Source organism: Alteromonas antoniana (assembly GCF_019249295.1).
GTDB classification, from domain to species: domain Bacteria; phylum Pseudomonadota; class Gammaproteobacteria; order Enterobacterales; family Alteromonadaceae; genus Alteromonas; species Alteromonas antoniana.
Window position 1 is genome coordinate 137822 of sequence record NZ_JAESDH010000010.1, and the last position, 23381, is coordinate 161202.

Genomic DNA, 23381 nt, shown 5'->3' on the forward strand with positions numbered 1-23381 from the left:
TGAAAGGCCTCGACTTGCTGAGCAGCAAAAAGTGACTTCGGTGCTGAAGTGCATTTTCGACAAACTAAATATGACCATGCACGTACTTGAAATGCCGTGGGCTCGCGCTAAACGTGAACTGCGGACAGGAAAAGTAGATGGCTTATTTCTGACGAGTGAAAATAATATTTCACTCGGGCAGCCAACCAATCCAATCTACCTTGAGAAGTGGCACGCGTACTCATCAAAACCTGTAAAAGCGCTCGGAGACTCTCCTCGGTTAGGCGTGATCAGGGGAAGTGATGAACAACAATGGCTGCAATCTCATGGTGTAGATTTTTTCATGGAAGCGGTTAGTTATTCGCAACTTATTAAACAGCTATACGCTGATCGCGTCCAGGCTTTTATTGCTGATAGTAAGACATTAGAACCAGACAGGTTTGGAAACACAGACAGTGATAAACTTTACAGTACCTTTTTACGGTATGCCGCCAAAACGCTTACATTTTCAAAGCATTATGTTGCAGCTAACCCTGGGTTAGTGCACCGATTTAATGCAAGTATTAGTGCATGCAACACAGAAGTCACACAATTAAGCGCATTGGAAAGAAACAAAATTCTCGATTACGTAAAAACAACCGTATTGCCACAGTTCGATAGCAAAATGCTGGAGAAGATTTCTGAAAAATTAGTGACAACGCAACCAGTTCAAGCGCTGATTACATCTGAAGACGAGGAGTGGCAAAAAGCGTTTGCAGAAGGGAAACAAACAGACACTGCAAAAAGAATTTTAACGAACCAGATTTCATTGAGATTGCGAGAGGTAAAGAAAAACAACCCCGTGATAGGTGAAATCATGTTGACCAATTCAGATGGTTTGCTAATTGCTGCTTCTGACTATACGTCAGATTACTGGCAAGGTGACGAACAGAAAATCATATCTTTAGAAGGTGCTGATTACTCGTTGAGTGACATTCAGTATGATGAATCTACGCGTAAGTTTATTGCACACTTTACGTGTCGATTAACCAAAAGTATTCGGGATAACGATTCTGGGAATGCTGCAATTTTAATAGTAGGTGTACTGTTAGAAGATTTGCTTATTGAATCATTCTTATTCTGACCGCCAAGACGAGAACACGATTACTCGTGCAAACAACTCACACCACAAAGCAAAAAGTCATGTCGTGGCAAAATAACTCCAACAGCATGTACGAATTGGATATCGCCGACGCACATTCTGAGCAAATCTGCGAGCGATAGCGCACGTTAGTGCGTCAGATTTCACGTAGCGCACGCCGTAGTATAAACCGCAGCAACAACCATAGAGCACAGGCCAACGCTGGCCATAGCCGCCCTCATCCATCCCAATAGTCAATTGCGCATAATGTATATTATGTTAAATAAGGCATTAAAACGCACTGACTTGTAACGAGTGTGGCAATTTAAAAAAAATTCGGGAAATTTAAAGATTTCAGGAAATGTGTTCAGCCGTATTTGCTCGAGAGCTTATAAGCTATTCTGCAGTTATGTGGACAGAGCGTAAAAGGAGTGAAAGTTTCTAAAGGTATCGGTAGATGCTTAATAAGCTGTTAGCTTTTTAGGTTACCTGTGTAATTACGTTAAAAGGCAAACTAGCAGGCATTTTCCCTGAACTAGCACCACTCTTTCGATGAGATTTTTCATATTATGGCTGAACTACCGTTTAGGTCACTGAAATTCGATATTTTAACGTAAGCACCTGTTATTTATATATTATTTTTTTAAAGGTTTCACTTAATGCTTTTCTTAAACAAAAAACCAAAATAATGCATAGCGAATGAGAAATATTTGCATAAATAACATCCTGAATAGGTTTTCAGTTACTAACCTGCGCAACAAGACAGCTCACTGACATCCTTACTGAAAGTTTGCGCACACAGTTTCAGTCCTTCGACCATTGTAAGATAAGGAAAGAGTTGGTTTGCTAAGTCATCGATTGTCATTTTATTGTAAATCGCAAGGGCAGCACTTTGGATTAGCTCACCACCTTCGTGTGCTAGAATTTGTGCTCCGATAAGCTTATTAGATTGCTTGTCTACTACAAGCTTGATAAAACCGTCTGTCTCAAAGTTGGCTAAGGCTCTTGGAACATTGTCCATCTCTAAAACTCGGCTAATAACGCTTATACCTTGTTTTTCGGCTTCAACTTCTGTCAAACCAACAGTGGCAACTTGAGGATCGGTAAAAATAACGGCAGGCATTGTTGATAAGTCTAGTTTCACGTTAGCACCTGTCATATTCGAACCAACACGGCTGCCAGCAGCCGCAGCAACATACACATATTGAGGTATGGTTGAGCAATCACCTGCGGCGTATAGATGAGAGATATTTGTCTCTAGTTTTTCATTAACAATGATTGCACCTTTATTGTCTGTCACAACACCTGCGACATCTAAGTGAAGCCTTGAAGTGTTTGCGTGACGACCTGTAGATATCAATAACTTCTCACAGAGCAAATTCTCATCTTGGGTCTGTATTAAAAAACCGTTTTTATCATGGGTGATTCGAGTAACTTGAGAATTATTTCTAATTTCAATACCCTCTTTTTCAAAACACTGACTTAATCTATCGCCCAACAGTGGATCCTCACTTTTCAACAAGGTATTGCGCGCTAAAATAGTAACTTTGCAACCTAATCGAGCATATGCCTGAGCAATTTCTACAGCGACAACAGATGAGCCAATTACTGCAAGGCTCTTAGGTAGCTTTTTTTCGAACAACGCTTCTGTTGAAGTCCAATAGGGGGTGTTTTGTAGTCCTTCTATTTTAGGGATGGTGGGTGTTGAGCCTGTTGCAATAAGAAACTTGTCTGCAAGTAGTGTTACTTCGGTACCGTCAGTATGGGTAATATTCAGCTCATTTTGACTAATAAACCGGGCATACCCCTTAATCAAGGTTAATGCAGGATTGTTTTCCAATATATTTTGGTATTTTGTAGTTCTCAATTCTTCTACGCGACTGATTTGCTGATGCGATAAAAGCGTGCGGTCTATTTTAGGTTCGTGGTCTTCAATGCCTTCAAAAGGGTTGCTTCGTTGTTGATGCGCTAATTGAGCGGCGCGGATGAGAATTTTTGATGGAACGCAGCCGACATTAACACAACACCCGCCTATTACGTCGGCTCCTTCTATTATGGTGACCCTTGCACCATTTTCTGCCGCCTTAATGGCGCATGAGAATGCCGCAGACCCACTGCCAATAATAGCAACATGAAGTTGCTTCGCCTTGCTTGCACAACAATTAGAGCTGCCTTGTGCGTTCATAGATTAATCGCTACTTTTTACGTTAGACGGATAGCCTGCATTCTCGGTGGCTACCATTAACTCTTTTGTATTGGTTTTCGTATCGTCGAAGGTAACAATGGCTTCATTTGGTTCATATGTAGCCTCGACTGTTTTTACGCCTTTCACTTTTTTCAGTGCTAATTTGACCGTAACGGGACAAGTAACACAATTCATGCTAGGTACTTCTAGCGTGACTGTTTTTAACTCTGCCCACGCCGTGGTGCTTGAAAGTAAAGCCATCGTAAGTAATAGTTTTTTCATAATATTTTCCTGTTTTAAAATGTTTTAGGGATTGTGTAAGGTTCTTGAAATCAGATTAACCAAACTAGCCAATAGTTACTTGTGATCAAAACAAGTGCTATTAATGACGTTATCCAAAAGGCAATTTGACGACGACGCCTTGTTTGCGGAATTGCGCAGACACTTCCTGGTTGGCATTTTTCAATCGGCCGATGGATTTTATAACCTGCATAGCCAAGGAAGAGCATGACGGTCACTACAAAAACTGGACGGTACGGTTCAAAAGCGGTTAGGCTACTAATCCATGAGCCACTTATTCCAAGCAACAATAGGACTAACGGACCTACACAACAAATGCCTGCCCCGATCGCCGCGATAATACCTCCCACCATCGGCATTTTAGAGTCGTCGTTGATCATATTTAATCTCGATATTGGATAAGATAGCACCGAGTATAAAGTATGTACCTTCGTACAGAGTCAAGCTTGATTAGTTATTTCATTGTGATTTTTTAGCGGGATGCTCTAGATAGTTAAATACATTTACTTTGGTGACAGGGCATTAATAATGGGGCAATGGCTATCATCATCATTCGTCTGACACTTAGTGATGCTCTCCAATAGCGCATGCTCTAATCGTTTTAGGTCTTCCAGCTTAGATTGCACAGATGCAAGTCTCTGTTTTGCTAGCGCTTCTACCTTGCTACAGCACTCGCTATTTAAGGACAGCAGAGAATCTATTTCTTTAAGCGTAAATCCTAATTCTTGAGCGCGTTTTATGAATCGGATCCTATCAACCGTTTCCTTAGGATATACTCGATAACCCTCAGAGGGCTTTTGTGGCTGACTGATTAAGCCATTGCGCTCATAAAAGCGAATGGTTTCTTTATTCACACCGATTAGTTTTGCAATCTTTCCGATTGTCCCTGACATAAGCGAATCACCTCTACAATATAATTATAAGACACAAGTTGTTATATCAAGGGCTTAAACCGAGATATTGTCTATCTAAATGTCAAATGTAGCTATTGAACTTTTCTGTCTTTACCTGATGCCGCTCGGCGTTTTCGCTCCACTTGCACATAAACCGTGTCAGTGGTCGCACTACTTGAATGACCTAGATCCTCAGATAAATCTTTCAAAGGCCTGTCACGTTCAATCTCCATGCTGGCACCGGTGTGACGCAAGTAATGTGTCGTTGCTTCATTTAATTTCTGTGCGGCTTCTACTCCATGTTCAGACTTCATTTTATCGAAAGCTGCATCAAATACTTGCTGCACGAGCCTGGATATTTGACGGCTTGTTAAACCTCCACGACCTCGTATTTTTTCAACCAACACGGTTTGCTCGCCTTTTGATGGTAACGATGACAATCCACGCCATTCTCTATAGCGTTTTAAAAACGTAAGATAACCCGGTGGTACCGTGATATCTCTAATCTTTTTGCCTTTTCCATAGGCCTTAAACCACCAGTTGTTGTCCTCATCTGTCCAAAAATGACTCATCAATGGTGTCCAGTCTTGGCGCTCCGAGAGCTCTGAAAGCCTTAGGAATAGGGTTTTCATGGTAGCAATAACGAATAAATTGCGTTCCACAAGTGGATCGTTATCAGCCATCTCAACTGCGGTATCTAAGAGATATTGCCATTGCTGCTCCGTTAATCGACTGATCGTCTTCACCTGACTGTCTTTTATCAAATATTTACAATCACGTTTCGCCAATGGAATGGGATTGCCGAAACAAATTTCTTCATCGATGAGATGGCGGTAAAAAGAGCTTAATGCCACAAAAGTAGATTCGAGGGTCTGCAATGATGGTTGGTACTTTTTCGGATCGAGCACTCTATCCTTATCGTATTTGGGCGGCGTTTGCCTGAACGGCGTCCACTTAAGGTTTGAAGCAAAGTATCCGTTTTTGAGGCTAAATCGGTCATGGAGCTGCGTACTTATCCATTTAACCGGTGGCGCCACGCAAAAATCGATGTATCGTAAAATATCTGCTTTGCGCAAATCGTCCACTGGCTGTTTATCCACCATAAAGACCCACAGTAGAAACTTTTCGATGTCATTTCGAAAACGCACATACGTGTGCTGTGATTTGTTGCGACCTATATATAAAAGGTATTCTTTCGCCCAGTCCCAGTGCTGTCTCATCCATGTCGGTTGCTTTTCTAAGAATGAACTTAGCTGCGGATAGTCAGACAAACTGAGCTCTGCCAGCTCAGCATACGTGGGAAACAAAGGTGTGGGTTTAGTGATGGCCAAGTGAGTTTTTATTGTAGGTTAAGATGGCAACACTATAACTTACCCTTATACACTATGTCTAATACTAAACCGTATTAGACATAGGGGGTTAAAGATAGGATATTCGACGGTGATAATAAACCTTTCCTCTTTGGCGAACAAAGGTAAATTTAATTTGAAATGGCAAGGCGAATATTGTTTTGGTGAAACATGGATTGCGTTTCGAGGTATGAGCGCAGAAAATAATTTGCATGCCCATGCCGCTCTGCAGTTGGTTGCAGGCGCAGGCATTACTGTTACCGATGACAACACATTTGAAAAACAAGGTAATGGGTGGTTAATTCCCTCAGGTGTTAAACATAGAATTACTACATCATCACCCATTGTCATTCTACTTATTGAACCCGATTCTTTTTTTGCCAACGCTCTGCAACCCTCTCAGCAAAAAGGTTCAGTAGTACAAAGCCTCTCTCTGGAAATTTTAGACACGTTGTTAGCGGATATTCCTTTGCGTGACATGATGAATAAGCTGGAAACACTTTATCATCAAAATAACAGTGTCATTGACGCACGATTAATCTCGGCGATGACTTATCTCAACAGTATCGATAAACGCCCAACTGTCGAGCTTATCGGGAAACATGTAGGTCTTTCAGTCTCTAGACTTCGCGCCTTATCGACACACTACTTTGGCGTCCCATTTTCAAAAATCATTGTATGGAAACAGGTAAACTTGGCATTTCAATCATTAGCAAAAGGCGCTTCCTTAGCGGATGCCGCTTATGATGCAGGGTTTGCCGATCAAGCTCATTTTACACGAATTCTGCGCGACACTATTGGCGTAACACCAGGACAAACCCAACATATGGATAAACGATAGACGCTTTTGCTTAATACAGGCGATTTGTTCAATACCCTTCGACTAAAACCATGAATAATTCCGGTACATAGACAGTTTGAAGGCAGCAAAATTATGAAACCACTTCTAAAACGTGAATATGAACGCTCAAAGACTTTGGCTCGGGAACTTGAAGCAACAGGAGGTTTATCATCTGCCTTCATTGCGTTAGAGCGTGCACATATTCTGGGTCAACGTTATCTTATTCCTCATCGTGTTTTTTAAATTCTTATTTGACGCTGAATTGGTTAGGCGTAACCATGTCTCTGATGCGAAGAAAAACTGTAAGTACCTGGTTAAAGGCAAGATATACCAACCACCACACACATTTGATGATGATACTTGGGATCTATTTATTGAGAGTTTAACCAAAGCTGCTGATGAAAACCCAAAATACGAATTGCATCGCTTTGTAGTGCTAACACTCAAAGTGCTATTTTTACGTATTTCTGAGTTGTCACACCGTGATTACTATACACCGTTTTTTAATCATTTCAGACTAGACTCAAGTGGCGAAGGTTGGGTTCTAAACGTGATTGGCAAAGGTAAAAAAGAGCGATTAGTTACAGTGCCGGATTCATACATCGACAATGTTTTGTCGCGCTATAGGAGTTCTCTAGGGTTAACTCCCCTGCCCCGAATTGATGAAGATTCACCAATGCTTCCCTCTCGCAAAACAGGTGCACCTTTGCATCAAGATAGCTTGAATAATGTTGTTGAAGAGGCATTTGATTTGGTAATAAAAGAACTAGTTAAGACTAATAGGAAGCAGCAAGCACTTTTTATTGCGGGTGCCTCTTCACATTGGTTGCGTCATACGGGCGCTACTCAGGCATTGGACGAATCAAATGAAACCATGCTAGCTGAAGAGCTTGGACATGCTAGCGTAAAGACTACTGTTGAAGTTTATGTGGCGCCTGCGCACAGAGATAGAGTTCGAAAAGGTTCGACGAGAAAGCTTTAGCCTCGGACTGAAATCGACCATCTTCTTTCTCCGGCTAAGGTTTGATTTAACCCTAATTGAACTAGTCACTTCAATTAAACCACGTGAAAACGGACCAAATGACTTAGCAGGCCGAATGGCAAAAATACTGAGACTTCTAAATCACCCTTAAATAATTTGGAAGTCTAGTTCTCAAAAACTTTCTAACCTGCTGTTTGAATCTCTATTTTACTAAACCCGAATTCAGATAATAAGTGCACCACTCATGGTTAAACGGTGAGGAGAGATCAACTGCCTGTTGGTGGTACTCTGTAGTCGCCAAACAAACATGAGTAGTTACCATGAGTTACAAGCAGTTGATCGAAGGGCAACGATACCAGATCGAAGCCTACTTACGCGAGGGTTTCAGTTACCGAGATATTGGAAAGCGGCTGAAAGTGAGTCACAGCACGATTAGCCGTGAAGTCCGGCGCAACAGAATTCGTGATAATCACTACCTGCCGGAAGTGGCTCATGCTAAGACAATTAAACGACGATGTCTGGCAGCCAAATACGGCATACCAGCACTTACAATTACGTTTGTTGAGTTCGGGCTTAACCAGAAATGGAGCCCTGAGCAAATTGCAGGTGTAGGTAAAATCATTGGACATTCGGTAAGCCATGAATGGATTTACGGCTACGTCCAGAGAGACAAACTGCGTGGTGGTAAGCTGTATAAGCAATTGCGACATGGTCGCCGGAAGTACCGACAAGGCAGCAGAGCGAAACGTGTCATTATCCCGAATCGCGTAGGGATTGAACGTCGCCCAGCTATTGTAGATAAGAAGAAACGGTTTGGGGACTGGGAAGCCGATACCGTTTTAGGGAAGCAAGGAACAGGCGCGATAGTCAGCTTAGTCGAGCGCAAGAGTAAGCTGTACCTGATACGTAAAGTCCCCGCGAAAAGTGCGGCGGAGGTGAGCAGAGCCATGGTTGGCATGTTGTGGCGATATCGCCGCCATGTTCGCACTATTACGGCGGACAACGGCAGTGAATTCTGTGACCATGGACTGGTTGCAGAGAAGTTGAAGACGGACATTTACTTCGCTAACCCTTATTCGTCTTGGGAGCGCGGATTGAACGAAAACTTTAACGGATTGTTACGACAAATACATCCGTAAAGGCACCGATTTACGAACAGTAACAAACGAACAGATAGCGAACATTGAAAAGGCACTGAATGCCAGACCGCGAAAGTGTCTGGGATTTAAACAGCCAGTCGCGGTATTCAAAGAATTACGCAACGTGGCTTAATTTAGCGAGTGGTGCACTTCGGGGTTGAATCCGCGAATAGAGCATATGTACCCCCCATTTAAAGCAGCAGTTAATTGTAGGAATTCTTTAAGCCGCTATCAATAGTTGTTTGGGTGTGTGAGGTTTCCCCGATAAATATTTCATAATATACGTCATCACCCAAACAACTTTTCACTGGTAAACTATAAAAATGGAAGCACAGCCACACCAATTGCAAGCCATCCATACGCGACAATCGAAAGCGACAGCAGTATCCAGTCGCCTAGGCTTCGATTAGCTGACATCGATTTTTCTTTTTTGTAGAACTGCCAAACGATGAATGCAGCGGTTAGCGCGAGAAAGAGCAAATTCAAGAAAAACGTGTAGTCTATGTTAAAAAACTCACGATCTGTCATTGACTGAAATCCTGAAGCATCAGGCAAGTGCCCCAAGAGATCGAGTCCATAGTGCATGACGAGCGAGACGCCCACAAGCGCACATAGAAATACAATCAGTATATAAATGGCCATTTTCCAGCCATAGTACTGCGCCTGAATCCGCAACACTGGAAATACCACCAGATCACTAAAGATAAACGCCATTACTCCAGCGAAACTTACCCCCTGCCCGAATAACACGGCCGCTAGCGGAATGTTGCCCATGGAGCCGATAAAAGTAAAAAAGGCCGCAACGGGGCCAACGATGGTTTGTGCAAGAATCTGCAAAAAGGAGTTCGATTCTTGCCCGGCTCCGATGAAAAGTGATTGAAAAAATTCAGTGGGGACAAATACCGCGATGATACCGGCGACCGTAAACCCAATGGTCACATCTTTCCATACCATCTTCCATTCCATCGTGTAGCGGCTAGCAACTTGGTGCCATCCCGCTTTACTCGCTATTTTATCTTTCCAGCTTTTTTCCTTGCTACTCGCTTGGTTATCGCCACCTTCTGCTTTTTTTGCATGCTCTCGCGATTTTTCCTCAAACTCTTTTTTACACGTCAGTTTGACCAACAGCCAAACGGCTAGGATAAGTAGAATACCACCGACATATTCTCCTACAACAAACTGCCACCCAAGAAAAATAGAAATGATTATGCCTAATTCCACCACCAAATTGGTGGACGCCAACATGAAAGCAAGCGAAGGGATTAAGCCTGCACCTTTTACAAATAGAGCACGCGTTGTAGATAAAGCTGCGAAGGAACAGGAACTGGAAATAAAGCCAAAGAAAGTGCCCAATGCGACACTTTTGGGTCCAGTTTTTCCCATGGATTTTTGCATTCTCTCTTTGGTGACAAAAACTTGGATCATTGAGCTTATTAGGTAACCAAGCGCGAAGGCCCAAAAAGCCATCCAAAATAGGCCCAAAGTAGTGTGGGCGGCCTCTTGCCATTGCGTTAAAAACTCACTCATGTTTCCCCTCCTTTCGCACGATGTAAATCTAACCCTGATTCAGTTAAAAGCGCTATGGCTTCCTGTGTATTTGTATTTTAATCATTGGACGCATGGATCATTGCCTTATGTGCCGTACTACGATCACCGAAGTATAGAACTGCTCCGCTAACAGCATTACCTGATAAAAATCTAAGTAATTAAGAAACTATTATAGTTTTTACAAAATGAATAACGTCAGTTTTGAGCGAATGTATTGTAAACGTCTAGAGGTCTGTTACTTCTTATCAACGTTGATTTCTCTTGCTTTAGTGTAGGCCTCCCAACCTTCTTTTGCTGCATAAGGTACAATGAGCAACGCCGCCACAGGATCTGTCCACCACCAGCCAAACCAATTTACCAATAGCAAACCAGCAAGAACAACGATAGTTTGGTATAAACAGATAAAGGTATCTTTGGCATCGGCAAGTAACGCTGGACTGTCCAGCTTACGGCCATATTTTCTTTTGAAATAAATAAAAATAGGGTTGATAAGCAAAGAAGTTACTAAAATGATTAACCCCATAGTGCTCCAGCTTGAAGTTTGCTGACTAAGAAGTTTTGTAACTGCATCATAAGATATAAATATGCAGACCAAAGCAAATGATACTGCGATCACGTAAAGAGTTATTTTTTTCCGTCTGTTCACCTGATCTTTATCAATTCCTTTAAGCTCACCGTGTAGACGCCAGCCAAGGGTGGCAGCACTTACCACCTCTATTGTGCTGTCCAATGCCCATCCTATGAGCGCTGAACTATTGGCAGTTATCCCTGCTATTAAAGCGACTATTACTTCAATTGCATCATAGATGACATTTAATATTTGAAGCTTTCTCGCCTTTTTTAAATCACTTTTTCTTGTTGGTTCCATACTTTTTCCTGCAACGTCAAAAAATGAATGACACGACAATATACTAGTTTCGCCGTTCTGGATAATTCGAAATAAGGGCTTTCGTCATTAATCTGAAAGCCGTTAACATTAGATTGCAGTTTTGCTGTGAACGAGTCTATAGAGTACAGGTAGTACAACCACAGTTAACAAGGTAGAGGATATGATCCCACCAATGACCACGGTTGCCAGAGGTCGCTGCACCTCTGCGCCAGTACCTACGTTAAGCGCCATGGGCACAAAAACAAGGTTCGCCACTAGCGCGGTCATGAGTACTGGCCGCAAGCGAGTCATTGCACCATCAATAATCGAGTTTACTAACTCGCCAGTTTCTTCCATCCTCTGCCTGATAAAAGACAGCCATAAAATGTGCCACCCCACATCATTCTATGATCACAATAATGTCTAGATTGCTGAGCCCAAGTGTTGCGTGGCGTTAACCCAATTATTTACGTTCCTTTATTTAGCTGTTAACGATACAACTCATATGGCACGTCATTCACTTTCTGAGAGCTGCTCCTTCAACTGATAAATAGGCTGTCACGGATTTCTTTGACTATGAAAAAAGGAAGCGATCGTTTATCGGCAACGAATGCTTCCTCGACTTAGCGCTAACGAAGTGCAACTTCCTGTTTTGCATATACGATGCGATAAAGAACCGGAAGAACGACAAGCGTGAGGAGCGTCGAAGATACAATTCCGCCAATCACAACGGTAGCCAACGGTCTTTGTACTTCTGCACCAATACCTGTATTCAGCGCCATGGGCACAAACCCTAAGCTTGCCACTAATGCCGTCATTAGCACTGGACGTAATCGAATCAGTGCTCCTTCAACAATGCTATTCACTAATTCTCCGGTTTCTAGCAAACGTTGCTTTATAAAGGACAGCATTACCAATCCGTTTAGCACGGCAATTCCCGATAATGCGATAAACCCTACCGATGCGGATATGGATAAAGGCATATCCCTTAACCAAAGAGACATTACACCGCCTGTTAATGCCAAAGGGATACCTGTGAAGATAATTAACGCATCGCGTATAGAGCCAAACGCAATCACCAGCATAGTCAATATCACAAACAACGTAACGGGTACCACAATAGTCAATCGTTGACTCGCACTCTCGAGCTGCTCAAAGGTTCCACCATAGTCGAGCCAATAACCAGCAGGTAAATCTACTTCATCATTGATTCTCGCCTGAGCTTCTTCAACAAAAGTGCCAATATCTCTGTCACGCACATTTGCTGTGACAACAATACTACGTTTGCCATTTTCCCGGCTTATTTGGCTAGGTACTTCTTTAAATGCCAGTGTGGCTAATTCGCTTATCGGTACATGCTCACCAGAGGGCGTGACGATGGGAACGCTCTCAAGCTGAGTGAGTTCATTTCGAATGTCGTCGCCATATCGCACGACAATCTCAAAGCGTCTGTCGCCGTCAAAAATCATTCCAGCGGTTTCTCCACCTGTCGCAGCATTGAGCCATAACTGCAAGTCGGCTATATCCAAACCAAAGCGTGCCAATTGATCAGGCTTTGGTGTGACGGTGAAGATTGGAATGCCTTCTACCTGCTCAAGCCTCGCGTCATCAGCTCCTTCAATCGTTGAAATAACGGTCAAAATGTCAGAAGCAGATGCAAAGAGCGTATCTAAGTCATCCCCAAATAGCTTTATCCCCAAATCTGCCCTTACGCCACTAATCAATTCGTTAAAACGCATTTGTATAGGTTGCGTAAATTCATAATTATTGCCGGGCAAAGTAAACAAGTCCTCTTCAAACGTTTCCACTAACTCAGCTTTTGTCATTGATGGATCGGGCCATTGCTCCCGAGGCTTTAAAATAACAAACGTATCAGTAATGTTTGGTGGCATAGGGTCGGTGGCGACCTCACCCGTACCCGTGCGACCGAATACCGTCTGTACTTGCTCATACTGCATAAGTTTCGCTTCAAGAGTTTTTTGCATTTCAACTGCTTGTTCTACCCCTGTCCCAGGGATCCGTATTGCCTGTACTAAGATATCACCTTCATTGAGCTGGGGAATAAACTCGGAGCCTAATTTACTGCCCATCCATAAACTGCCGACAACCAAAGCACTCGCTGCTACTACCACTAGCCATCTAAAACGCAGCGCTCCGGTTAAAACAGGACGATAGACTGCCTTTGCACCTTTAATAATTGGGCTTTCTTTTTCGCTAATTTTACCTCTCATGAAAATTGCTATCGCCGCAGGCACTACGGTAAAACAAAATACCATTGCGGCAAGCAAAGCCATTATCACGGTCGCTGCCATGGGGTGGAACATTTTACCTTCGACGCCAGTGAGCGTGAACAAGGGGATATAAACAATGGTAATGATCAATACACCAAACAAACTGGGACGTATGACTTCATTAGTGGCTTCATATACAACATTCAGTCTTTCTTTGAGCGGTAGAGTTGCGCCGTTTTGCTTCTGGGATTCGGATAATCGCCTGATACAGTTTTCAACAATGATAACTGCGCCATCGACAATCAAGCCAAAATCCAGTGCGCCTAAACTCATTAAGTTAGCAGACACATCGGTTTTGACCATACCGGATATCGTGGCAAGCATTGCCAGGGGTATTACAGCGGCTGTAATAAGTGCAGCTCGCACATTCCCAAGCAAAACGAATAGCACAACGATGACAAGTAAAGCGCCCTCGACGAGGTTTTTCTGTACTGTGTCGATGGTTTTGTCAACGAGGCTTGTTCTATCGTAAACCGCTTCAAGGATAACGCCCTCGGGTAAGCTTGTTTTAATGGTTTCGAGCTTACTGTCCACAGCTTTGGCGACCGTACGAGAGTTTTCTCCCACTAACATCATTGTCGTGCCAATCACTGTTTCTTGGCCATTTAACGTGCCGGCTCCAGAGCGCAGCTCTTTACCGAGGTTGATTTGGGCGATGTCTTGAATTTTTACCGGTACGCCATCAATGATCTTAACAACCACTTGGCCGATATCGTCGATGCCCTTCAGTTGGGCTTCCGATCTGATCAGTACTTGTTGCCCATTTTGTTCTACAAAACCAGCGCCTTGATTCGCATTGTTGCGTTCTAGCGCACTGAGAAGGTCACCTGTACTTATCCCAAAGTTTATCATTGCGACTGGATTAGGATTCACATGATATTGCTTTTCAAATCCGCCTACCGCATAAACCTCGGTTACCCCCTCAACAAGCGACAATTGGGGCTTAACTACCCAATCATGGATCTCCCTTAATGCCATAGCATCATAGGGTTGACCGTTGTCCTGTCGCGCCTGAGGCTCAGCACTTAACGAGTACATGTAAATTTCACCCAAGCCTGTGGCGATAGGGCCCATTTCAGGGGTTAACCCTGTTGGCAATTGCGCCGCGATGGCGGTGAGACGCTCGTTGACGAGATTTCGTGCGAAATATAAATCGGTGCCCTCTTTAAACACGACTGTGACTTGCGACAAGCCATAGCGTGATATCGAGCGGGTATACGATAAATTAGGCAAACCGGCCAGCGAGGTTTCAACTATAAACGTTATGCGTTGCTCAGTCTCCAAAGGCGAGTAACCTGGGGTTGCGGTATTTATCTGCACTTGCACGTTGGTGATATCAGGCACAGCATCAATCGGCAGTTGTTTGTAACTGTACATACCAAAAAAGGCGACAAACAAGGCGAACAACATCATGACACCACGGCGCTCAATCGACAGACGGAGTATTCGTGCAATCATGCTCTCACCTCACCGTTTTTATGGACTTGGCTTTGCTTTTGACAATAAATGCGCAGGTAATTAGTCATCATCGCCCGCCTCCATTTTTAATAAATCAGCTTTTAGTAGATAGCTATTTTCTACAACGACTTGCTGGCCTATTTGAACGCCCTTCACAATCTCTACTAAACGGTTGTCCGTGTTCCCAAGTTTTACTTGGCGGGGGTAAAATCGTTCCCCTTCTTTGACAAAAACAATGGTTTGCCCATCTAACTCTTGTATTGAACTTTTGGGGAGTGCCAGATTGACTTCTTGGAAACCAATCTGAATATAACCCTCTACCATAGCGCCTAAAGGCCAATAACCACTGCCATTATCAACGTTCACAAACGCGATAGAATAGGGTTTGTCATCCGGTGAGGACGTAATGTGGCTTATACTTGATTGTTGCTGCAATTCCTCAAGCCTTAAAGTGACTTCCATATCAGCGGCAATATGAGTACGTTGTTTGGGGAAAATAGCCAATTGAGCAATTGCGCGAGAGTAATTAGCAACAGAAAGCAGCACTTGACCGTTGGTGAGCTCACCATCATTGGCGTGTCTAGCTATGATTTTTCCAGACATCGGTGAGGTGATTGAGTATTGATTTAAACTCTCGTTTGACTCAATGATTGCCAGTGTGTCACCTTTTTTTACTTTATCTCCAATATTCACCATGATACGTTTTACAACACCGTCGAAGCGGGCACGAATATGACTCAGTGACGCAGGATCATGAACTATCCGCCCAAATGTTCTGGTTGTGAGCGATAATGATCCTGACGCGGCTGAAGCAGTCACGATATCGTGTTCAAGCATCCGTTCTTGAGATAACACTACGTACTCGGGTCTTTCTTCGGCTTCCTCATCGTCATCATCAGCCAGGGCGACAGTAGCAAACAGTAAAGTAAGTAGCATGGCTAACACGCCAAGCAAGTCACGTGCGCTAGTGAGTAATGTAAATTGTGATGTATTCATTATTTTTTCTCTAGTAATTCTGATGATTGAGCAGACGTCGAGGGAGAGTCAGAAAACACGGGAATTCCCGTAAGTGCCTCTAGATCTGCGCTTCGAAGGTGGACTAAGCCTGCGGCTTTTATCAGTGTTCGTTGCATATCTATGAGTTGCTGTTGCGTTGTCACCCACTCTATATAGTTGTAGCGACCACTTTCATAGCCATCCCGCGCCAATTTCAATGCAGATTCCAATGTGGGAACGACATTGTCTTGAAGGGTCGTAACAGTGAGCAAGGCTTGGTCTTTTGCGCTAATGACTTGATTTAATTGGCGAGTGAGTTCACGAATTTTCGCTTGTTTTTGATAGTCGATACTGTCAAGCAATGCGCGCTGTTGTTCGTATTCTCCTAGATTCCGCTGCTTGGTATTTAACGGCACCGAAATACTGGCGACTAACGCTGTGTCATTAATTCCCTGCATTCTTCGGATACCGGCTTCCCACGCAATGTCGAACTGCTGACTGGCCTGAACCACTCTCAATCTGGCCTCTTGTACCCGATAGTTATCAGCATAAAGCAGAACGTGTGGATTGCTTTGAAGCTGTGAAAGCATATGTTCAAGTGATAGTGAATTTGGAAACGATAACAGTGTCCCTTCAACTTCCGCAAACGCAGCGTTAGTGTCACCCCACATGATGGCCAGGTCGCGTTTATACTCATTGAGTTTTTGTTCACTTATCAATAACGACAAACGCGCCTGCGACAACGCCGACTCTGCACGTTTTTTCTCAAGTGGTGAAGAAGCTCCCGCTTCAACCCGTGTAGAGACTGTCTGAAGCATTGTGCGAGCCAGCATTTCAGCTCGTTGCTCAGTCTTGTGCAACGCTTGTTGGACAATGACATTGATATATCGTCGAGTTGTTTCACCTAGGATGTCCAGCGTACGAATTCGCCGTTGAGTAAGCAGTTGTGTTTTTTTTGTGCTCACCACATTCATTCGGCCGCTGACTTTATCGCCAAGCTCGATGACCGACGATAAGGTCAGTGTCAAATCGGCATCTTTGATACCAGACACTTCGCCTGTTCCCAACACATTTTCAACTTCAACCCCAACAGACATTTTGGGTCGTAAATTGGCCATTTTTGATTCACCATCCAATGCCGAAGATTTAAAATCGAACACAACTAAATCTGGGTTGTTTGATAATGTGCGTTTGAGCGCATTTTCAAGCGTGATTGAAGACTTTTGTGCATTGGCAGATTGAACAGATATGCTCATTGTTACGAGTACAGCAGATATCAATTTCAGATACGCTGAGCTAGCTTTTTTTATGCCCAATGGGCGAGAAAAACTCATAAAAGAACCTTTTTTCATAAGATAACGACATACATGGAAAGCGCCCATGCAAACATGTAGAAGGGAATGGATTAATGTTGAGGTGGGCGTAAAAGACCTTCGACTAGGCCGTCAGTGACGTTGCGGGAATAACTGTATTGATTGGTAGATAACGGTTTAGCTACGTCACTTATTGGGTGTTGTGCCAGAAACTTAATCTGTCCACATTGACACAGCACACAATGCAAACACTTAGACTCTTCACTCGACGTATCATTAGCATTTACATTTTTTTCGGGAACACCATAATTGCTTATGGACTTTGATTGTTCAGGGACTGACGATACCTCCGCCGGGTAGTCATCGCATTGAGCGGCGAACGAAAAGCCCGATTGACACATGAGCAAAGTAATAAGTAACCATGCCAACCTACGCAGTTTTGATGTGCAATTAAAAATTGGCATGTTCTTATTAATTTTGCGCACTAAGCGCTCGCTGTCTTTCATTTTTAGCATCTTCGAGGATCATTTTTGCCCCGCGCAACACAACGCACGAAACTATCACACCGATAACCAAATCAGGCCATCGAGAATCGAGCCAAAACACCAAAACGCCAGCAAAGATAACACCTAAGTTGGCAATCACATCGTTGGCTGAAAATATCCAGCTTGCCCGCATATGCACTTCTTCATTTCTTTGTTTGCGTATGATCACAAGACAAATGACATTAGCAACCAGTGCAACTGCCCCCATAGCCATCATTAGTCCCGATACAGGTTCGCTACCGTAAATTGACCGTCTTACAATATCAATGATAATCAACAGACCCAGTGCCATCTGAAAAAAGCCGCTAATTCTAGCCGCATTCGCTTTGTGTAATAGCGATTTACCAATAGCATAAAGGGCAACACCATAGACAACTGCGTCGGCGAGCATATCAAGTGAATCGGCTATTAATGCGGTTGAATCAGCAAGCAACCCGATCCCCATTTCTATAACAAACATTGTCGCGTTTATTCCCAAAAGCCAATACAAAACCTGTCGTTGAGACTGGTCTTTTATTTCAACTTCGCACCCACATCCGCTCATTAGAAACACACTCTTTACTGATGAATGACATGAGTATAAAGTCTATACTTGGTATAGAGTCAACGGTTAGGAGAAAAAAATGAAAATTGGTGATGTCGCAAAGACGACAGGTTGTAGTATTCAGACCATTCGTTTTTATGAAAAGAAAGGTCTCTTACCTGAGCTCAAGCGCTCAAGTGGAAATTATCGTGTCTACGACAAGGGGACTATTGAACAACTCCTGTTTATTAAACAGTGTCGTTCATTAGATATGTCTATCACGGAAGTAAAAACGCTCATGGACAGTCGTTCGAAGCCAGATCAGAGCTGTTCAAATATCAATACGTTAATAGCTAAGCATTTATCAGACGTCATTATTCGCATTGAAGAGCTAAACGCATTAAAGTCATCACTCGAAAATATGGCGTCAAAGTGTGATCAAGACAAAACCATTAGGGACTGTGGCATTTTAAATTATTTACACACTTAAAAGTATAAGAACCACATAATTTTACTGTGCGCGCTCGCCTCAACGTGTATCTATCGGCTAACATTCGTCATGCGTATAGATTTGTGAAGCAAAAAATACTAGCCTGAACTTTTGATACTGAGTAAGCTATGCATATTCATTTGTGGCCCTACAAAGCGATTTACATCGGAGTCAGTCCTGACAATGATGTTCATGCACATCATGCTGTCCAAATTTGCATTGGTTTAGACAAAGACATCGCGGTTCAAGATTACAAGGCACAAAATATTCACACCGGACAATGTATTGTGATTTTCGAAGATGTCCCTCACAAGGTTTTGGCACAGGATAATCAAATTGTAGTCATCTATTTAGAGCCTGAAGATAGGCATAACCAACAATTTCTCACTGCCTTGCGTCAAACCAGGAGTGATGGAATTAATACTCTGCCGCTTACTGGTAAAGAATTGGGATACATTTCTCAGCATCTATTTACTGACGTCGATATCGACAAAGTGTGGAAAACAGTAAATAAAGCGGTAGGGCTAGTCTACAGTCCTGCGTTTTCATCGCGCCCAGAGGATAAACGGGTACGAGCGGTCATCGACATTATTGCTTCGCAGCGAGGTTGTGCAATCGATATGGCGTTTTTATCATCGAAGGTTTTCTTGTCCCCAAGTCGTCTCACACATCTTTTTAAGCAAGAAGTGGGTATACCTATTAGTCGTTTTATTGTCTGGTGGCGTGTGCGCGCCGCAATAGAACAACTGAGTAAGTCAGCAACATTGACTGAGGCTGCCCATGCTTCGGGTTTTTCTGACTTACCTCATATGAGTAAAACGTTTAAACAGCTGTTTGGATTTGCACCTTCCTCGTTATTCAAACCGCACACCATTAAAATTCACAGTAATTAGCCGTTTGATACAAGCCGAATCAAGTTTGACTAGGGAATAATATACGCATCTATAAAAACGCGAATGTGTAAATACTATGAGAACGCTGGTCCAATGGATGTTCAGTCCGCTATTTTTTTTAAGCTTTATCTTTGCTGCAACCAGTATTTCCCAAAACACAGGATCTCCAGCTTGGCTTATCCCCCTGCTTTTATTCGCCATCGCCTTATCTTTTGCAGCTGAGAAATGGTTACCATATGAAAAAGCATGGAATACACCGCAGGGAGATTTCGGGCGAGATATAGTGCATGCCATTGTCAATGAAGGCTCTTTGGCTCTCACGGTCGCGTTTATCCCAATAATGACCGCGATAGTGCCCCACTTCAGTATTTGGCCTCACCATTGGCCACTACTAGTACAACTTGGCTTTGCCATCATCGTCGCTGACTTTGGGATAACGATGGCACATTATTTTAGTCATAAATACAAAGTGCTTTGGCGCTTACACGCGGTTCATCATAGCGTTGAACGATTGTACGGGTTCAATGGATTGTTAAAGCATCCCCTTCACCAAGCGATTGAACTAAGTGCAGGTACACTCCCTTTACTTTTGATAGGTAGGGTTCTACCCCGTTTTCACGGACGGTTTGATAAAGACGTAAACTTGTTGTCTTGATTCGCTAGTCTACGTCGCATTCTTGGATTATGAAACAGCTCAATATAATCGAATATGTCAGCTCTCGCTTCATCCCTTGTTCGATATTGTCGATAGTTAATCCGTTCACGCTTCAGCATACCGAAAAAACCTTCACAGGCGGCGTTGTCAGCGCAGTGGCCTACGGCACTCATGCTACTGATTAGGTTCTCGCGCTTGAGCAGTTTCTGATAATCGCCGCTGGTAAACTGTGTCCCGCGATCAGAGTGCAGCACTACGTTATGTTGCTCCTGACGCTGCCAGACCGCCATTTCGACGGCACGCATGACCATGTGCCTGTCCTGGCGATGATGCATTGACCAACCCACGATGAGTTTGCTGAACAAGTCAAGCACCACACACAGATAAAGCTTGCCTTCCAGTGTCGCGATTTCAGTGATGTCAGTGACCCACTTGGTTTCCGGCTCCTGCGCTGTAAAGTCACGTTCAAGATGGTTGGCTAGTCCAGCAGGACGCACTGATTTTCGCTTTGCGCCTCTGCCTTTTTTACGTGGCCAGCCATAAAGCCCATTGACTGACGTTATCCGGGCAATGCGATTTAAGCTACCTTCAAAGCCTTCGGCTTGCAGGTCTTCATACATGCGCGGCGCGCCAATAATACCGCCACTGTCGTCATGAATTTCTCGCATACGCTCAAGCAATTGAGCATTGGCGATGTCACGCGCACTGGGCTGACGCTCCACCCACGCGTAATAACCACTCGGTGACACGTTTAGGCAGCGGCACATCATGCGAACGGCAAAGCTTTCGCGGCAACGCGATATCGCCTGATACCTTACGGTAACTCTTTGGCGAAGAACGTTGCCGCTTCTCGCAAAAAATCGCGTTCCTTTTTGACTTTAGCCAGCTCTCTTTTTAGCTTTGCCATCTCTTCATCGCGAGGGCTGCCATGGCCTTTAAATGCCTGGTCTTTAGCCTGCTCAGCTTCACGCTTCCAGCGGTTTAACAGGTTAGGATTAACACCGATATCCAGTGCTATCTGGCGACAACTCACACCCGGTTGCTGGGTCAGCAAAACGGCTTCACGTTTAAACTCGGGGGAATATTTTCTTCGTTTGGTCATAGACACTCCTTCTAGGCCTATTATGCCTTCTTATGGATGTGTCCGTAAAATCTGGGTAGAACCCCTCAAATACAACGAATGTTAAGAGACATTACGCAGCAAGAGCCATGGCTCGTTACGAGTGACACAGATAAAAGCCATGCAGTCATTCAACAATTTAGAAATTCAGCTGCGCCTTGGTTAATTTCAGTTGGTATGGTCAGTGAGGGAACCGATATTCCAAGACTACAAGTATGCTGTCACCTTAGTCGGATCTGCACTGAACTGCACTTTAGACAAGTGCTTGGCCGTATCCTAAGGAAGCGCCCAAAAGATAATCATCAACAAGCAACTTTGATTGTTCCTGCGCACCCAGAGTTAAGTGAATTTGCCGCGATACTCAAAGCAGAAATTCCTGAACATGTTTCGGTGGTCTGGCGTAAGAAAAAAGGCAGCAGTTTAATGACATCAGTAAGTTCATCCAATGACACGCTAAAGCCTGATCCTGTAACAAATATAACAACTCAAACCATAGAAGGCTTGAGCCTTACAGAGCCGCAGACTGCGACGAATAAAGGGGCGACTTCTAGCGCTTTGGTCGCGCTAACGTCGTACGGAAGATTTGAAAAAGAGGTACTCCGTTTCACATAAATCGGAAACGATAAAAAAACAGTTCAAACGAAACAGAGGAAATTAGCTTGATTGGATTAAACAACGCGTACCTTATTGCTTGTTTTATTCTCGCTCAAAAGGTAATTCGCAATCTCCACAAATGACATTAAGTGTGGCTTTGCCGTAGATCTTTGTATCACATCCAGGACACACATGTTTACTGCGCGTTTGACGTTTAGCGACTTCTGGAAGGTAAAATGTGTCTGGCATAGCGTTGAAATCGTCATTCGTAGACGGTAATGCGCCAGATGCTGCCTCATCATCCAATGACACAACGTTGGCATTTAATACATCACTTGCATGAGCACAGTGTTCAACTAATGCATCCTGCGCCAACGTGGGTGTGTCGACAATCACAGGCTCATGAAGCTTGGGCAGCGCCAATCTATCTACCCAGTTTAGTCTGAAATCTATATCTTGCGTCAAGGTATTCGCCGCCTTCATAAAAGGACCTTGTTTCATGATAAAGTCACTCATATGACGTCCTACGATCGCACCTCCGGGCTCGCCTGTATCGGAGGGCATCAAACCGACATCCATCATCTTTTGTGCCCATTGTCTATTGTGGTAATGGCCATCGCTAGGCTGTCCAAAATGAAACTGCCATGCATGGACCATTTCATGAACGAGCGTTTGAAAGATTTCAATCATTCTTGATGAGGCGAAATAGGCGGGATTGATGCTGATTTCACTACACAGTTTACCTTGTGCGTTACCCCATCGCTTAGCCGCGAAGAACCCCATGACATTCTTTTTTCGTTGTAAGGTGAAAATCACGGGAGGCAACGCATTGTCAAATAAGCATGCATTAAAATGATCGTATGCGGTCACGAGCGGTGCGTAAAGTTCATCTGTAGGCGACATGACGTAATTACTACTATTCTGACATTCGTTACAATGTACATTACATTAGTGACGACAGTTTTGTTAGAAGATACGGTTATTAAAAATAGAAGAGTGATTCCAAAATACTTTATTTTGTACAGTGTACACTGCACAAATTTATCGATAATGTTATTAAAAAGTCGATATTAATATCGAAAAGGAATGAACATGGCACAAATGAAGGTGCTATCTGCTGCAAGAAAACAAGCCTTTAATAGCGTACCAAAATTGACCAGAGAAGCAACGCTTGGCTATTTTACTTTGGATTTAGAAACAAAAAAAATCTTACGTAAAATGCCGCGAATTCAACTCCGAAGTGCACCACTCGCTAAATTAAGCTGCCTTACGTAACTGCTCGAAGACGACGGCAGGCTG

Annotated in this window: 20 protein-coding genes and 4 pseudogenes; 10 read left to right on the forward strand and 14 right to left on the reverse strand. The window is 43.5% G+C overall.

Annotation, left to right across the window (positions count from 1 at the left end; translation table 11 throughout):
- Positions 1 to 31: 31 nt before the first annotated feature.
- On the forward strand, positions 32 to 1102 hold the full coding sequence (locus JKP77_RS10530; RefSeq protein ID WP_218311137.1) for a hypothetical protein: 1071 nt from the start codon (positions 32 to 34) through the stop codon (positions 1100 to 1102).
- Between the two features lie 742 nt (positions 1103 to 1844).
- On the opposite strand, the gene merA is transcribed toward JKP77_RS10530, so the two are convergent.
- The 5 genes from merA to JKP77_RS10555 all read right to left on the reverse strand — a co-directional run bounded on the left by merA (position 1845) and on the right by JKP77_RS10555 (position 5808).
- The gene (merA, locus tag JKP77_RS10535; protein ID WP_052806657.1) at positions 1845 to 3284 is read right to left on the reverse strand and encodes a mercury(II) reductase; all 1440 of its coding nucleotides are present in this window, start codon (positions 3282 to 3284) and stop codon (positions 1845 to 1847) included.
- Between the two features lie 3 nt (positions 3285 to 3287).
- Positions 3288 to 3566 carry a mercury resistance system periplasmic binding protein MerP gene (gene merP / locus JKP77_RS10540; protein ID WP_044447517.1) on the reverse strand — a complete coding sequence of 93 codons (279 nt, stop codon included), beginning with the start codon at positions 3564 to 3566 and terminating at the stop codon, positions 3288 to 3290.
- Between the two features lie 50 nt (positions 3567 to 3616).
- Positions 3617 to 3964, reverse strand: a complete 348-nt coding sequence (locus tag JKP77_RS10545; RefSeq protein ID WP_015067766.1) for a mercuric transporter MerT family protein — start codon at positions 3962 to 3964, stop codon at positions 3617 to 3619.
- Between the two features lie 123 nt (positions 3965 to 4087).
- The gene (gene merR / locus JKP77_RS10550) at positions 4088 to 4477 is read right to left on the reverse strand and encodes an Hg(II)-responsive transcriptional regulator (protein WP_218311138.1); all 390 of its coding nucleotides are present in this window, start codon (positions 4475 to 4477) and stop codon (positions 4088 to 4090) included.
- A gap of 92 nt (positions 4478 to 4569) precedes the next feature.
- Positions 4570 to 5808 carry a tyrosine-type recombinase/integrase gene (locus tag JKP77_RS10555; protein ID WP_044447510.1) on the reverse strand — a complete coding sequence of 413 codons (1239 nt, stop codon included), beginning with the start codon at positions 5806 to 5808 and terminating at the stop codon, positions 4570 to 4572.
- Positions 5809 to 5962: 154 nt separating this feature from the next.
- Here JKP77_RS10555 and JKP77_RS10560 point away from each other — a divergent pair, with 154 nt between their 5' ends.
- From JKP77_RS10560 to JKP77_RS10575, 4 genes and pseudogenes are all read left to right on the forward strand, one after another.
- On the forward strand, positions 5963 to 6667 hold the full coding sequence (locus tag JKP77_RS10560; RefSeq protein WP_218311139.1) for a helix-turn-helix domain-containing protein: 705 nt from the start codon (positions 5963 to 5965) through the stop codon (positions 6665 to 6667).
- 93 nt (positions 6668 to 6760) lie between these two features.
- Positions 6761 to 6910: a DUF3703 domain-containing protein gene (locus tag JKP77_RS10565; RefSeq protein WP_246601167.1), complete on the forward strand. Its 150-nt coding sequence runs from the start codon at positions 6761 to 6763 to the stop codon at positions 6908 to 6910.
- Positions 6861 to 7649, forward strand: coding sequence for a tyrosine-type recombinase/integrase (locus tag JKP77_RS10570; protein ID WP_338024859.1), 789 nt, complete (start codon positions 6861 to 6863; stop codon positions 7647 to 7649). Before JKP77_RS10565 ends, JKP77_RS10570 begins: the two co-directional genes overlap by 50 nt.
- Positions 7650 to 7969: 320 nt before the next feature.
- Positions 7970 to 8921: pseudogene (locus JKP77_RS10575) on the forward strand (IS30 family transposase).
- Between the two features lie 182 nt (positions 8922 to 9103).
- Here the strand turns inward: JKP77_RS10575 and JKP77_RS10580 are convergent.
- From JKP77_RS10580 to JKP77_RS10610, 7 genes and pseudogenes are all read right to left on the reverse strand, one after another.
- A complete protein-coding gene (locus JKP77_RS10580) occupies positions 9104 to 10315 on the reverse strand; it encodes a permease (protein ID WP_218311141.1) in 1212 nt (403 codons plus the stop codon).
- A gap of 256 nt (positions 10316 to 10571) precedes the next feature.
- The gene (locus JKP77_RS10585) at positions 10572 to 11204 is read right to left on the reverse strand and encodes a cation diffusion facilitator family transporter (RefSeq protein ID WP_218311142.1); all 633 of its coding nucleotides are present in this window, start codon (positions 11202 to 11204) and stop codon (positions 10572 to 10574) included.
- Between the two features lie 108 nt (positions 11205 to 11312).
- A pseudogene (locus tag JKP77_RS10590) lies at positions 11313 to 11591 on the reverse strand (efflux RND transporter permease subunit); the annotation flags it as partial.
- Between the two features lie 242 nt (positions 11592 to 11833).
- The gene (locus tag JKP77_RS10595; protein WP_218311144.1) at positions 11834 to 14953 is read right to left on the reverse strand and encodes an efflux RND transporter permease subunit; all 3120 of its coding nucleotides are present in this window, start codon (positions 14951 to 14953) and stop codon (positions 11834 to 11836) included.
- Between the two features lie 60 nt (positions 14954 to 15013).
- On the reverse strand, positions 15014 to 15949 hold the full coding sequence (locus tag JKP77_RS10600) for an efflux RND transporter periplasmic adaptor subunit (RefSeq protein WP_139758263.1): 936 nt from the start codon (positions 15947 to 15949) through the stop codon (positions 15014 to 15016).
- Positions 15949 to 17205 (reverse strand): TolC family protein, encoded by a 1257-nt coding sequence (locus JKP77_RS10605; protein WP_246601168.1) that lies wholly within the window; start codon positions 17203 to 17205, stop codon positions 15949 to 15951. Before JKP77_RS10605 ends, JKP77_RS10600 begins: the two co-directional genes overlap by 1 nt.
- 528 nt (positions 17206 to 17733) lie before the next feature.
- On the reverse strand, positions 17734 to 18351 hold the full coding sequence (locus tag JKP77_RS10610) for a cation efflux transmembrane domain-containing protein (RefSeq protein ID WP_218311155.1): 618 nt from the start codon (positions 18349 to 18351) through the stop codon (positions 17734 to 17736).
- Between the two features lie 79 nt (positions 18352 to 18430).
- On the opposite strand from JKP77_RS10610, the gene cadR reads away from it, so the two are divergent.
- From cadR to JKP77_RS22750, 3 genes and pseudogenes are all read left to right on the forward strand, one after another.
- On the forward strand, positions 18431 to 18820 hold the full coding sequence (cadR, locus tag JKP77_RS10615; protein ID WP_218311146.1) for a Cd(II)/Pb(II)-responsive transcriptional regulator: 390 nt from the start codon (positions 18431 to 18433) through the stop codon (positions 18818 to 18820).
- A gap of 128 nt (positions 18821 to 18948) precedes the next feature.
- Complete coding sequence (locus JKP77_RS10620; RefSeq protein ID WP_218311147.1) at positions 18949 to 19713, forward strand: helix-turn-helix transcriptional regulator; 765 nt, start codon at positions 18949 to 18951, stop codon at positions 19711 to 19713.
- 340 nt (positions 19714 to 20053) lie between these two features.
- Positions 20054 to 20299 (forward strand): annotated as a pseudogene (locus JKP77_RS22750) (sterol desaturase family protein); the annotation flags it as partial.
- Between the two features lie 18 nt (positions 20300 to 20317).
- Here JKP77_RS22750 and JKP77_RS10630 read toward each other — a convergent pair.
- A pseudogene (locus JKP77_RS10630) lies at positions 20318 to 21470 on the reverse strand (IS3 family transposase).
- A gap of 78 nt (positions 21471 to 21548) precedes the next feature.
- Between JKP77_RS10630 and JKP77_RS10635 the strand changes: the two are divergent.
- Entirely contained in the window at positions 21549 to 22100 is a 552-nt protein-coding gene (locus JKP77_RS10635) for a DEAD/DEAH box helicase (RefSeq protein ID WP_218311150.1), read from the forward strand.
- A gap of 84 nt (positions 22101 to 22184) precedes the next feature.
- Here the strand turns inward: JKP77_RS10635 and JKP77_RS10640 are convergent, their stop codons facing one another.
- On the reverse strand, positions 22185 to 22985 hold the full coding sequence (locus tag JKP77_RS10640; RefSeq protein ID WP_044447527.1) for a SprT-like domain-containing protein: 801 nt from the start codon (positions 22983 to 22985) through the stop codon (positions 22185 to 22187).
- Positions 22986 to 23174: 189 nt separating this feature from the next.
- Here JKP77_RS10640 and JKP77_RS10645 point away from each other — a divergent pair, with 189 nt between their 5' ends.
- Positions 23175 to 23357 carry a hypothetical protein gene (locus tag JKP77_RS10645; protein WP_218311151.1) on the forward strand — a complete coding sequence of 61 codons (183 nt, stop codon included), beginning with the start codon at positions 23175 to 23177 and terminating at the stop codon, positions 23355 to 23357.
- Positions 23358 to 23381: the final 24 nt, after the last annotated feature.